The sequence below is a fragment of the Streptomyces sp. NPDC086777 genome (genome assembly GCF_040702065.1).
GTDB lineage: Bacteria > Actinomycetota > Actinomycetes > Streptomycetales > Streptomycetaceae > Streptomyces.
Genome location: NZ_JBFBJI010000004.1, coordinates 102,469 through 115,195 on the forward strand (window position 1 = coordinate 102,469; position 12,727 = coordinate 115,195).

13 protein-coding genes are annotated in these 12,727 nt (G+C 73.2%); 3 read left to right on the top strand and 10 right to left on the bottom strand.

Annotated features, from left to right (window positions below; translation table 11 throughout):
- Positions 1-177: 177 nt before the first annotated feature.
- Complete coding sequence (locus AB0472_RS07285) at positions 178-612, bottom strand: ATP-binding protein (RefSeq protein WP_366354187.1); 435 nt, start codon at positions 610-612, stop codon at positions 178-180.
- A gap of 246 nt (positions 613-858) precedes the next feature.
- Positions 859-1,200 carry an anti-sigma factor antagonist BldG gene (gene bldG / locus AB0472_RS07290; protein WP_010986038.1) on the bottom strand — a complete coding sequence of 114 codons (342 nt, stop codon included), beginning with the start codon at positions 1,198-1,200 and terminating at the stop codon, positions 859-861.
- 162 nt (positions 1,201-1,362) lie between these two features.
- Between bldG and AB0472_RS07295 the strand changes: the two genes are divergently transcribed.
- On the top strand, positions 1,363-3,735 hold the full coding sequence (locus AB0472_RS07295; protein ID WP_366354189.1) for a DEAD/DEAH box helicase: 2,373 nt from the start codon (positions 1,363-1,365) through the stop codon (positions 3,733-3,735).
- 64 nt (positions 3,736-3,799) lie between these two features.
- Here the strand turns inward: AB0472_RS07295 and AB0472_RS07300 are convergent, their stop codons facing one another.
- The 7 genes from AB0472_RS07300 to ssd form a co-directional block, all read right to left on the bottom strand.
- On the bottom strand, positions 3,800-4,165 hold the full coding sequence (locus tag AB0472_RS07300) for an Rv3654c family TadE-like protein (RefSeq protein ID WP_366354651.1): 366 nt from the start codon (positions 4,163-4,165) through the stop codon (positions 3,800-3,802).
- A gap of 56 nt (positions 4,166-4,221) precedes the next feature.
- The gene (locus AB0472_RS07305; protein WP_366354191.1) at positions 4,222-4,551 is read right to left on the bottom strand and encodes a TadE family type IV pilus minor pilin; all 330 of its coding nucleotides are present in this window, start codon (positions 4,549-4,551) and stop codon (positions 4,222-4,224) included.
- Positions 4,552-4,579: 28 nt separating this feature from the next.
- On the bottom strand, positions 4,580-4,768 hold the full coding sequence (locus AB0472_RS07310) for a DUF4244 domain-containing protein (protein ID WP_366354193.1): 189 nt from the start codon (positions 4,766-4,768) through the stop codon (positions 4,580-4,582).
- Between the two features lie 66 nt (positions 4,769-4,834).
- Complete coding sequence (locus AB0472_RS07315) at positions 4,835-5,641, bottom strand: type II secretion system F family protein (RefSeq protein WP_366354195.1); 807 nt, start codon at positions 5,639-5,641, stop codon at positions 4,835-4,837.
- Positions 5,638-6,498, bottom strand: a complete 861-nt coding sequence (locus AB0472_RS07320) for a type II secretion system F family protein (protein ID WP_366354197.1) — start codon at positions 6,496-6,498, stop codon at positions 5,638-5,640. Before AB0472_RS07320 ends, AB0472_RS07315 begins: the two co-directional genes overlap by 4 nt.
- Before the next feature lie 223 nt (positions 6,499-6,721).
- Positions 6,722-7,915: a TadA family conjugal transfer-associated ATPase gene (locus AB0472_RS07325; protein WP_366354198.1), complete on the bottom strand. Its 1,194-nt coding sequence runs from the start codon at positions 7,913-7,915 to the stop codon at positions 6,722-6,724.
- On the bottom strand, positions 7,912-9,012 hold the full coding sequence (gene ssd, locus AB0472_RS07330; protein ID WP_366354199.1) for a septum site-determining protein Ssd: 1,101 nt from the start codon (positions 9,010-9,012) through the stop codon (positions 7,912-7,914). Before ssd ends, AB0472_RS07325 begins: the two co-directional genes overlap by 4 nt.
- Before the next feature lie 581 nt (positions 9,013-9,593).
- On the opposite strand from ssd, the gene AB0472_RS07335 reads away from it, so the two are divergent.
- Entirely contained in the window at positions 9,594-10,418 is an 825-nt protein-coding gene (locus AB0472_RS07335; protein WP_366354200.1) for an HAD family hydrolase, read from the top strand.
- 389 nt (positions 10,419-10,807) lie between these two features.
- On the opposite strand, the gene AB0472_RS07340 is transcribed toward AB0472_RS07335, so the two are convergent.
- Positions 10,808-11,632 (bottom strand): oxidoreductase, encoded by an 825-nt coding sequence (locus AB0472_RS07340; protein ID WP_366354202.1) that lies wholly within the window; start codon positions 11,630-11,632, stop codon positions 10,808-10,810.
- 100 nt (positions 11,633-11,732) lie between these two features.
- Here AB0472_RS07340 and AB0472_RS07345 point away from each other — a divergent pair, with 100 nt between their 5' ends.
- The gene (locus AB0472_RS07345; RefSeq protein WP_366354204.1) at positions 11,733-12,713 is read left to right on the top strand and encodes an ATP-binding protein; all 981 of its coding nucleotides are present in this window, start codon (positions 11,733-11,735) and stop codon (positions 12,711-12,713) included.
- Positions 12,714-12,727: the final 14 nt, after the last annotated feature.

Here is a 12,727-nt window from a genome sequence, read left to right on the forward strand (position 1 = left end):
ACAGCGGCCGTTTACTTGATCAAATTATCGCCCGACTGATCGTGAATAAATTCACTAAATACATCGCACGAGATCACTTTAGGACCGGTCGCAGGTGAAACGGCTGCACGGACGTGCCGACATGCCGAAGGGCCCCGCGGTTGCGGGGCCCTTCGGCATGCACAGTCGGGGTGGCGCTCAGGTGAGCGCGACTCCGGGCGGGGTCGTCGGCCAGGTCATGCGGATCAGCCCGCCGTGCTCCCCGGCCGTGACCTCCACGTCGTCCACGAGGCCGCTGATGACCGCGAGGCCCATCTCGTCCTCCTCGGCCTCCACGTCCACGTCCGCCGCGCCACCGGAGCCCCGGCCGCCGGGGACGGAACGGGGTGCCTCGTCGCCGACCTCGATGGAGAACTGTTTCTCCTCTTCGATCAGCGCCACCCGCACCGGCTCGGTGATGCCGCCGGCCTGGTGCAGACCCACGGCACGGGAACAGGCCTCGCCGACGGCCAGCCGGACCTCGTCCAGGACGGCCTCGTCCACTCCGGCCCTGCGAGCCACCGCCGCCGCCACCAGTCGGGCGGTGCGGACGTGCTCGGGCAGCGCGCTGAAGCGGAGTTCAACGGTGGCCATAAGTCCCCCTCGGAACTACGGGCGTGCGATGGGGGCCGGGCCGCCGAAGAACCCGGAACCCCCGATGAATTGCGTCCGCCGCGGGCACTGCGGCCCGTGCACGGCTGCCGGCACGGGCACGCGGGCCCGAACGGGCGGGGGTGACACGGACGTCCGCACGGCGCATTGCGCGTACGGGCCCGTGCCGAGGGCCGGCCGGACGGCACGGACCGATCGGCGGTCCGGGGTACGTCGGCCGGCCCCGGGTCAGTCGGTGGCCGCCACCGCTTCCTCGACCGAGGTGTGGATCGGGAACACCTTGGTGAGGCCGGTGATACGGAAGATCTTCAGAATGCGCTCCTGGTTGCAGACCAGGCGCAGCGAGCCCTCATGGGCACGCACCCGCTTCAGGCCGCCGACCAGCACGCCGAGCCCGGTGGAGTCGAGGAAGTCCACGCCCTCCATATCGACGACGAGGTGGAAATTCCCGTCGTTCACCAGCTCGACCAGCTGCTCGCGCAGCTTGGGCGCGGTATATACGTCGATTTCGCCACCGACCTCGACGACCGTACGATCGCCGACTGTACGGGTCGACAGGGACAGGTCCACGGATCCTCCAGCACCTTGCTATCGAGCGGTCGCCCCTCGGGACACCTCGGCTTGCGGCCCCCGGGACGGTTCGCCAGCCGCGATGGCATTCAATCACTTACGGCAGGCGCGCACGACGCCTTGGCCCCATTGTCCGTCACGCCAGTGACACACTCGGTCCCGATGGCCATAAATCACCGATCCGATCGACCGCCGGTTCCGGCCGGGTCCGGGTTCTCTCCGGGCACGGTCCTGGACCGGCTCGCCTCCGGGCCGAGCCGGGCTTCGCGCATCACTCATACGGAGCACTTGCCCCCGCGTGCGGGTCGGCATGCCGTCTGGCCTGACCGGATTCGTTCGGAGGTCGTCGCGGCCGTGCAGGAGTACGGCATCGAGCATCCCTGGGCGCATCAGGCGCTGGCCGCCGAGCACGCCCTGGACGGCGACTCGGTGGTGGTGGCCACCGGCACCGCCTCCGGCAAGTCCCTGGCCTATCTCGTGCCGGTGCTGTCCACCCTCCTGGACGGTTCCGAGGCCGCCAACGGCCGCGGCGCCACCGCCCTCTACCTGGCCCCCACCAAGGCGCTGGCCGCCGACCAGTGCCGTGCTGTGAAGGAACTTTCACAACCGCTGGGGAACGCGGTGCGCCCCGCCGTGTACGACGGCGACACCCCGTACGAGGAACGGGAGTGGGTCCGCCAGTACGCCAACTACGTGCTCACCAACCCCGACATGCTGCACCGCGGGATCCTGCCCGGGCACGCCCGCTGGTCCTCCTTCCTGAAGTCGCTGAAGTACGTCGTCGTCGACGAGTGCCACACCTACCGGGGCGTCTTCGGCTCGCACGTCGCCCAGGTGCTGCGCCGACTGCGCCGCCTGTGCGCCCGCTACGGCGCCTCCCCGGTCTTCCTGCTGGCCTCCGCGACCGCCGCCGAGCCGGCCGTGGCCGCCGGCCGCCTCACCGGCCTGCCGGTCGTGGAGATCGCCGACGACGCCTCCCCGCGCGGCGAGCTGGTCTTCGCCCTCTGGGAGCCGCCGCTCACCGAGTTGCACGGCGAGAAGGGCGCCCCCGTCCGCCGTACCGCCACCGCCGAGACCGCCGACCTGCTGACCGACCTCGCCGTGCAGGGCGTCCGATCGGTCGCCTTCGTGCGCTCCAGACGCGGCGCGGAGCTGATCTCCGTCATCGCCCAGGAGCGGCTGGCCGAGGTGGACCGTTCCCTCGCCCGGCGTGTCGCGGCCTATCGCGGCGGTTACCTCCCCGAGGAGCGGCGCGCCCTGGAACGCGCGCTGCACTCCGGGGAGCTCCTCGGACTTGCCGCCACAACGGCCCTGGAGCTGGGTGTGGACGTCTCCGGGCTGGACGCCGTACTGATCGCCGGGTACCCCGGTACGAGGGCCTCTGTGTGGCAGCAGGCGGGTCGCGCGGGTCGCGCCGGGCAGGGTGCCCTCGCGGTCCTGGTCGCCCGCGACGACCCGCTGGACACCTTCCTCGTCCATCATCCCGAGGCCCTGTTCGACCAACCGGTGGAATCGACCGTCCTCGACCCCGACAACCCGTACGTCCTCGCACCCCACCTGTGCGCCGCCGCGGCCGAGATACCGCTCACCGACGACGACCTCGACCTCTTCGGCCCCGCCTGCAAGGAACTGCTGCCGCAGCTGGAGGCCGCGAAGCTGCTGCGCCGCCGGACGAAGGCCTGGCACTGGACCCGCCGGGAGCGGGCCGCCGAGCTGACCGACATCCGCGGCGAGGGCGGCCGCCCGGTGCAGGTCGTCGAGGCGGGTACGGGACGCCTGCTCGGCACGGTGGACGCGAGCGCCGCCCATTCCACGGTCCACGAGGGCGCCGTCCACCTGCACCAGGGCCGCACCTACCTGGTGCGCTCCCTCGACCTGGAGGACTCGGTGGCCCTGGTCGAGCAGGCCGAGCCGCCGTACTCCACGGTGGCCCGCGACACCACGGCCATCTCCGTCCTGGAGACCGACACCGAGATCCCCTGGGGCGACGGCCGCCTCTGCTACGGCTCCGTCGAGGTCACCAACCAGGTGGTCTCCTTCCTGCGGCGCCGGCTCATCACCGGCGAAGTGCTGGGCGAGACGAAGCTCGACCTCCCTCCGCGTACGCTGCGCACCCGCGCGGTGTGGTGGACCGTCACCGAGGACCAGCTCGACGAGGCCCGGATCGACCCGGAGATCCTCGGCGGCGCCCTGCACGCCGCCGAGCACGCCTCCATCGGCCTGCTCCCGCTCTTCGCGACCTGCGACCGCTGGGACATCGGCGGCGTGTCGATCCCGCTGCACCCCGACACGCTCCTGCCGACCGTCTTCGTCTACGACGGCCACCCCGGCGGCGCCGGCTTCGCGGAGCGCGCCTTCCACACGGCCCGGACCTGGCTGACGGCCACCCGGGAGGCGATCGCGGCGTGCGAGTGCGACGCCGGGTGCCCGTCCTGCATCCAGTCCCCCAAGTGCGGGAACGGGAACGAGCCGTTGCACAAGCGGGGGGCGGTGCGGCTCCTCACGGTGCTGCTGAAGGGGGCGCCGACGGGGTAGTTGTTCGGCTGCCGCCGTGTGGGGGTCGGTCGCGCAGTTGCCCGCGTCCCTTCGGGGCGCGTGGTCAGGGGCGCGGTGCGGCGGGGCCGGCTCTGGCCCGGACCTCGGCCGTGAACGGCCCACCGCCTGACGCAGCCGTCACGTCCGAGACGTCCCCCACGATCACGCAGCGCGTGAGCCGCGTGCCCTGTGCCCGTGCCACGTGGTCCGCCCGAGCGCAGGCCGCCGTCGTCCCCTCGGCCCAGTGGTCCGCCGCCGCGAGCGCCGCCAGGTCGGCACCACCGGCGGCACGATGCCGGACCACCACCGCCTGCCCCAGTCCGAGCACAGTCCCGAACACCACGCACAGCACGGCAACGGCACCGACGCTCCAGACAGTGGCGGAGCCTTGATCACGCGCCCCGCTGCAGCGCGCCCGCCAGGGGCGCAGGAACCCGCGCGGCCGGCCCCCGCCGACCCGCAGCCGGACAACCACCGCGCACCCCCTCACGGCCCCACCTCCCTCGGCCCCTCCGCCAAGGCGACCGCCGACTCCCGTACCTCGAACGGCAACGCCCCCAGCACCGGTGGCCTCGCCGCCACCGTCACCCGCACCACGTCACCCTCCCGGCCCACCGTCACCGTCGCCCCGTCCGGCGCCGCCTCCTTCGTCAGCGCGATCACCGCGCCCTCGGCGTCCTGCCGGGCCGCGGCCCGCGCCCCGGTGCGGGCGGCGTCCACGCACCGGATCTGGGCGGCCACCACGAGCAGCCCCCACACCAGCGCCATCGTGAACGTCACCAGCACCGGCAGCACCACGGCCGTCTCCGCGGTCACGAACCCACGGTCCGTCCCACGCCCGGGCTCACATCCGCGCACTGAGGGCTCGTTTCACGATGGCCTGGAGCTCCGCGCTGACCTGCCCGCTCGTCACGACCGCGTAGAGGACCGCCGCGAACCCGACGGCGGCGATGATCCCCATCGCGTACTCGGAGGTGACCATCCCGGCGTCCCGGCGCACCAGCTTCCACATCTTCCTGCACATCTCACGCATTTCGACTCCCTTGTACTCGCTTGGTTCTGACGTCGGTTCGTGTCCGCGGTCCCGCTGTCGCGCTCCTCAACCACCACCCCCTCGCAGCACGCCGCCCGCCAGTCCGATCACCACGGGGAGCACACCCACCGCGATGAACGCGGGCAGAAAACAGAGCCCTACCGGCGCCGAGATCAGCACGGCCGCGCGTCGCGCCCGTGCGGTGGCGCTCCTCGCCCACTCGGCGCGGGCGTCCGAGGCGAGCCGGGCGACGGGCGCGGCCGCCGGCATGCCCGACTCGTCCGCGCGCTCCAGCAGCCGGGCCAGAGCCGCGGCGCCGGGCAGTCCGGCCAACCGTCGCCAGGCGGCCGCCGGTTCGCCGCCCAGCCGCACCTCAGCCGCGCCTCGGGCCAGCCCCTGCCCGACCGGTCCGCCGAGTGCCTCTCCGACGGCCTGGGCGGCGACCACCGGACCTGCCCCGGCGGCGATGCAGGCCGCCAGGAGGTCGGCAGCGAGCGGGAGTTGGCGAGCGGCCTCGGCCGCCTCCGCCTCGGCCGTCCGGTCGCCGTCGGCCGCCCGGCTCCGCCACCGCCACAGCCCCACTCCGACAGCCAGTCCCAGCAGCGCGCCGGCGACCCCGCCGATCAGCACCCAGCCGCCGCACACCACCCCGACGACTGGCAGCCATTCGCGGACGGCACCGCCGACGGCGGAATGCTTCTCCGCCGTCTCCAGCCGCCCCAGCCGCCCCAGCCGCTCCAGCCCGAGCAGTTCGGCCACCTTGCGCCGGGCCCAGCGCCTGCGCCTGGCCCGCTCCAGCCGCCATGCCGACCAGCCCAGGGCCGCCGGCACCGCGACCGCCACCCCCAGCCTGTGGACAACCTCCGCGCTCACGCCGCCTCAGCTCCCCGCACGATCCGGGCCGCCCACCACATCCCGGCCCCCTCGAACACCGCGCCGGCGACCAGGCAGCCCAGGCCCGCCCCGGTGTGCAGCAGCACCCGCAGCGGGTCGGCGCCCATGGCCGAGCCGAGCAGGATGCCGAGGGCGGGCAGCGCGGCGAGCATCACGGCGGTGGCCCGGGCACCCGACAACTGGGCCCGCAGGTCGGCACGCTGGTCGCGTTCGGCCCGCAGGGCGGCGTCCAGGCGGTCGAGACCGGCCGCGAGTCCGGCGCCCTGGTCGACCGCCACCCGCCAGCAGGCCGCGAGCCCCAGCAGGCCGTCGGCGCCGGGCTGTCGTGCCGCCACCGCCAGCGCCCCCGGCACGTCCCCGCCGAAGCGCGCCGCCGCCACCACGACCGGCCGGGCCTCACCGAGCCCGCCGGAGTCCCGTGCGGCCCGCAGCAGCGCCTCACCCGGCTGCCGCCCCGCGCGCACCTCACCGGCGAGCGCCCCGCACAGCGCGATCACCGCGTCGGCGCGCGCCTGGCGGGTCCGTCGCGCCTGGCGGGCCAGCCGGACCCGGCGCAGCGCCGGCACCCCGGCCGCGCCCGCGAGGACCGGAAGGACCGAGGCGGCGAGGAGTGCGAGCGCGAGACCTACGGCCAGGGCCCACCATTCACCCCGCCAACGGCCGCGCAGCCGCCGGAGTTCCCCGAGCGTCTGCTCCCAGGAGGGCGGCCCGGTGGTCACCGCCCCACCGCCGGCCAGCAGCAGCCGCGTCCGCCGCACCTCCCGCTGCCGCTCGGCCAGCAGCCAGGCCATGACCCCACCGCACACCACGGCCGCACCGACCGTCGTCTCACCCATCACACACACCTCTTTCAGCTCACGGATCGCCGGCAACTCGTCCATCACCGACGTCACTTCAAACCGGAACTCACGTCCCGCCGAAAGCACTTCGAGGCGGAACTCGCCCCTCGCCGATGGCACCTCAGCCCGGAACTCACGCCTCGCCGACGTCACCTCAGCCCGAAACCCACGCCTCGCCGACGTCACCTCAGCCCGAAACCCACGCCTCGCCGACGTCACCTCAGCCCGAAACCCACGCCTCGCCGACGTCACTCCGCAGCAACCCCCGCAGCCGCTCCCAGCCCTGCTCCCGGGCGAACGCCGCCGCGTCCCAGCGCAGCGCCGGTACCGTCCGCACCAGCCCGGAGGGGTCCCGCTCCAGGACGTGCACCTCGGCGATCCGCCGTCGGCCCGCGCGGTCCCGTACCAGGTGCAGCACCACCGACAGCGCGGCGGCGAGCTGGCTGTGCAGGGCGGCCCGGTCGAGCCCGGCGGCCGTGCCGAGGGCCTCCAGCCGGGCCGGTACGTCCGCGGCCGCGTTGGCGTGCACGGTGCCGCACCCGCCCTCGTGGCCGGTGTTGAGCGCGGCCAGCAGATGGACCACCTCGGGCCCGCGGACCTCGCCGACGACGAGCCGGTCGGGCCGCATCCGCAGGGCTTGGCGGACCAGGTCCTCCAGGGTGACGAGGCCGGCGCCCTCCTGGTTGGCGGGTCTGGTCTCCAGCCGTACGACGTGCGGGTGTTCGGGCCTGAGCTCCGCCGAGTCCTCGGCGAGCACGATCCGCTCGCCCGGGCCGACGAGACCCAGAAGGGCGCTCAGGAGGGTTGTCTTGCCCGTGCCCGTGCCACCGCTGACCAGGAAGGACAGCCGGGCCGTGAGGAGCGCCCGCAGGATCCGGTCGCCGCCCGGGGGCACGGTCCCGGCCGCGACCAGTTCGTCGAGGGTGAACGCCCGCGGTCGGGCCACCCGCAGGGACAGGCAGGTGCAGCCGACGGCCACCGGGGGCAGCACCGCGTGCAGGCGGGTGCCGTCGGGCAGCCGGGCGTCCGCCCACGGACGCGCGTCGTCCAGGCGCCGGCCGGCCACCGCGGCCAGCCGCTGCGCGAGGCGCCGTACCGCCGCCGCGTCCGGGAAGGCGACCGGGGTGAGCTCAAGGCCGCCACCGCGGTCGACCCAGACCCGGTCCGGGGCGGTCACCAGGACGTCGGTGACCGTGGGGTCGGCGAGCAGCGGCTCCAGGGGGCCGCTGCCGACCAGTTCGGAGCGCAGCCGCTCGGCCGCGCCGAGGACTTCGGCGTCGCCGAGGACCCGCCCCTGGGCGCGCAGTGCCTGTGCCACCCGCGCGGGTGTCGGTTCGGCGCCGCTCTCGGCGAGCCAGCGCCGCACTCCGTCGAGCAGGGCCGGGCCGTCCGCACCCGCGGTGCCGGGCCTCATACGACACCGCCGGCCTCGATGAGCGTGCGCTCCCAGAAGTCCTTGCAGAAGCGGGCCAGCGGTCCGCGTGCGACGGACCCCGGCGGTTTCCGGCCGGGGCGGGCCAGACCTGGTTCGGCCGGCACCTCGCCGGCCAGTGGGAGTCCGAGCAGTCCGGCCACCTCGCGGTCGTCCAGACCCGGCGCGTACGGCCCCCGGACCGCCACCCTGAGATCGCGTACGACCATGCCGACGGTGGCCGCCACCCGGCCGGCCGCGGCGACGGCGCGGAGTTCGGCGGGGACCACCAGGACGGCGAGGTCGAGCTGGGTGAGGACCTCGGCGACCTCGTCGTCCAGGCGGCGCGGCAGGTCGACGACGACCGTGCCGCCGCGCCGCCGGGCGGCGGCGAGCACCGCGCGGACGGCGGGCGGCGGGATCGCCACGCAGTCCCCGCGGTCCCAGCTGAGGATCCGCAGCGAGTGCAGTTCGGGCAGCGACTCCTCCAGGGCGCCGCTGCCGAGCCGGCCGCGCGAGGCGGCGAAGGCGGGCCAGCGCAGGCCCTCGGCGGTCTCGCCGCCGAGGAGTACGTCGATTCCGCCGCCCAGCGGATCCGCGTCCACGAGCAGGGTGCGCACTCCCTCCCGCGCGGAGGTGACGGCGAGCGCGCAGGCCAGCGTGGAGGCACCGGCCCCGCCCCGGCCGCCGATGACGCCGACGGTGAGGGCCGGGCGGCCCACGCCCTCGACGACGTCGGCGATCCGGTCCACGAGCCACTGCTCGCCGTCGGGCAGCATCAGGACGTGGTCGGCGCCGATCTCCACGGCCCGTTTCCACACGTCGGGGTCGTCCTGGTCGAGGCCCACGAGAACCACCCCGCGCCGGCGCGTGGCCCCTCGCACCCGCCGCGCCGCGTCGTCGCCGACCAGGACGAGCGGGGCGGACTCCCAGCCGCCGCCGCGGTCCGGCGGGCCGTGGTGGACCTCCGGTTTGGCACCTGCCGCGGCACACAGGCGCAACAGGTCGTCGAGGAGTTCGGCATCCTCGGTGACGATCATCGGGCGTCCGGGCCGTCCCGAGGCGGCGGACGGTGGGTCGTGGGTGACGGTTCCGGCCACGTGAGGTTCCCCCTTGGCTGCGCTCTCCCGCATGGCCCCTGCGGCCACGCGATTCCCAAACCTGCGAAGAACCGGCGAGCGGCTCCATATGCACGGCCGACAGAAACCGGCCGTTGACGCCCGACAAACGGAACCGGCCATGAACTCGCCGCCGCCGGAGCGCGCTGGAATCACGGTGCAGCGAACCCGGAAATCGTGTGGATCTTGGTCCAAAACTGTGGACAACTCGACGGTTGTGAATATCGCCGTCCCCCATACCGGTGAGGCCCGTTCCGTGGTCCGCGCGACTTCCACAGCGCAGCGTCACGACTACCCAACGTGACGGATCATGGGCATACGAGAAGGGCGGCCGAAGCCGCCCAGCCTGGGCCTCACGGCCCTCGAGAGGAGGAAAAACCCGTCCGGACATGCGACGACCCCCACCGGGGGGGAGAGTGGGGGTCGTCTCCACGGCCGACTCGGGGGGGGAGGAGCCGGACCGGGTTAGCACGGTCGCGAACGATCCGTGACTTCCATGGTGTACCCGAGAGCCCTCTCAGGCAAACCCACGCGCCCCACCTTACGCCGAATGGTGGGCGCCTATGCTCGGGGGCGTGGAAAGCCACTCCTTGCCCCGCACAGCCGCCTTCTTTGACCTGGACAAGACGGTCATTGCGAAGTCGAGCACGCTCACGTTCAGCAAGTCGTTCTACCAAGGCGGTCTGATCAACCGCCGGGCGGCGCTGCGCAACGCGTACTCCCAGTTCGTCTTCCTGGTCGGCGGTATGGACCACGACCAGATGGAGCGCACGCGCGCATACCTGTCCGGCCTCGTCCGTGGCTGGAATGTCCAGCAGGTCAAGGAGATCGTCGCCGAGACCCTGCACGACCTGATCGACCCGATCATCTACGACGAGGCCGCCTCCCTCATCGAGGAACACCACAAGGCCGGCCGGGACATCGTCATCGTCTCCACCTCGGGCGCCGAGGTGGTCGAGCCGATCGGCGGACTCCTCGGCGCCGACCGGGTGGTGGCCACCCGCATGGTCGTCGGCGACGACGGCTGCTACACCGGCGAGGTGGAGTACTACGCGTACGGGCCGACCAAGGCGGAGGCCGTCCGGGAGCTGGCCGCCTCCGAGGGGTACGACCTGGACCGCAGCTACGCGTACAGCGACTCGGCGACCGATCTGCCCATGCTCCAGGCCGTCGGCCGTCCGCACGCCGTGAACCCGGACCGCGCGCTGCGCCGCGAGGCCCTCGCCCGCGGCTGGCCGATCCTGGACTTCCACCGGCCGGTGCGGCTCAAGCAGCGGATCTCCACGCCGCCGCGTCCGGCCCTGGTCGCCGCGGCGGCCATAGGGGCGGCGGCGGCCACCGCGGGTCTGGTCTGGTACGCGAGCCGGCGCCGGAGCACGGTCGCCTGAAGCGGCCACCCCGGCACTCTTCACCCGTTCGGCCTATCGGCGCCCCTTTAGTACGCCTTTGAACCTGAAAGTAAAGATCTGTAGGCAGGGGTTCCGCTTACCCCGGGCTTGCAGTACAAAGGGGTTAGCGGCCCGCGAGACCGAAGGACATCCGAGAGGATCACCTTTAAAACGCATTTGGCCCCACGGACCGAGCATGAACACTGCGCACCCACGCGACGTCGACCCGTCGATTACGGGCCAGCCGCACCAGGTGACGGGCAAAGTACCCGACCTGATGGGCGACACATCGAGGACGCTTGGTAACCCGGTGAGCATGCCAGCGGCGGTACGAGCCCTCGTACCGCCGCAACCCTTTCCCGGGGCCCACGCGGCCTTCCGGACGACTCCTAGGCCGCCCCGCGCTGCAGCGCCTCGCACACCGCCGTGGACTCGCGCACGCCGAGTTCGACCGCGCGCCCGCAGTGCGCGATCCAGGCCGCCATCCCCTCCGGAGTACCGGAGACATAGCCCTCCAGGGCCGCGAGATAGGAGGCCCGGCCCAGTTCGGCGTGGCCGACCTCGGCGGGGCAGATCGCCTTGGGGTCGAGGCCGCTGCCGATCAGCACGATCCGCTCGGCCGCGCGGGCGACCAGCCCGTTGCACGAGGTGAAGGGCCGCAGCGCGAGCAGTTCGCCGTGCACCACGGCGGCCGTCACCAGCGCGGGCGCCGCACTCCCCGCGACGACCAGTTCGGAGAGCCCCTCCAGGCGCGCCGACACCTCGTCGGCGTCCGGCAGTTCCAGCTCCACCAGCGGCTCGTCGACGCGCTCACCGGCCCGGCGCGGCCGGCCGACCTCGTCGCCGCCCGTCGCGGCCGCCACGAGGTGCAGCCGGGCCATCACCCGCAGCGGCGACTGCCGCCAGATGGAGAGCAGCTGGCCCGCCTCCGCGGTCAGCCGCAGCGCCGCGCCGACCACGCGTGCGTCGCCGTCCCCACCGAAGTCGGAGCGGCGCCGCACCTCCTCCAGCGCCCAGTCGGCACCGGACAGCGCGGCGCTGCCACGGGCGGCCCGCAGCGCGGCCTCCGAGGTGACGGCGTTGCTGCGGCGCCGCATGACCCGGTGGCCGTAGACCCGGTCCACGGCCTTGCGCACGGACTCCACGGACTCGGCCACCCCGGGCAGCGCCCCCAGGGCCGCGAGCGGATCGGCAGTCGCACCTGTCGTACTCATGAGTACGACAGTACGCACCCCGCCTCGGGACTCCACGAAGGAGTGGTCTTCTTCACTCCACATGACACACACCGCAACCACGCGACTACTCTTCGTGAACATGAAAATTGCTTTCGTCGGGAAGGGCGGCAGCGGCAAGACCACGCTCTCCTCCCTGTTCATCCGCCATCTCGCGGCCGTCGGCGCGCCGGTCGTCGCCGTCGACGCCGACATCAACCAGCACCTCGGCCCCGCGCTCGGCCTCGACGAGACGGAGGCGGAGGCACTGCCCGCGATGGGCGAGCAGCTCTCCCTGATCAAGGACTACCTGCGCGGCCACAACACGCGCATCGCCTCCGCCGCGACCATGATCAAGACCACTCCGCCCGGCGAGGGATCGCGGCTGGTCCGGGTACGGGAGCCCAACCCGGTGTACGACGCCTGCGCGCGCCCGGTGGAACTCGACGGCGGCGCGGTCCGCCTGATGGTCACCGGGCCCTTCACGGACGCCGACCTGGGGGTCTCCTGCTACCACTCCAAGACGGGAGCGGTGGAGCTGTTCCTGAACCACCTCGTCGACGGCCCCGACGAGTACGTCGTGGTGGACATGACGGCGGGCTCGGACTCCTTCGCCTCCGGCCTGTTCACCCGCTTCGACATCACGTTCCTCGTCGCCGAGCCGACCCGGAAGGGGGTCTCCGTCTACCGCCAGTACAAGGAGTACGCCCGGGACTTCGGCGTCGTCCTGAAGGTCGTGGGCAACAAGGTGCAGGGGCAGGAGGACATCGACTTCCTGCGCTCGGAGGTCGGGGACGACCTGCTGGTCACGGTCGGGCACTCGGACTGGGTGCGCGCCATGGAGAAGGGCCGCCCACCCAGGTTCGACCTCCTGGAGAACCCCAACTCCCGCGCCCTGCGCGCCCTGAAGGTGGCCACCGACGCGACGTACCAGCTGCGGGACTGGGAGCGCTACACCCGGCAGATGGTCCACTTCCACCTGAAGAACGCGCTGTCGTGGGGCAACGAGCGCACCGGGACCGACCTGGCGGCACAGATCGACCCCGGCTTCGTGCTCGGCGAGGGAGTGGCCGCCCCCGCCTGACGGGCGGCGGCCCC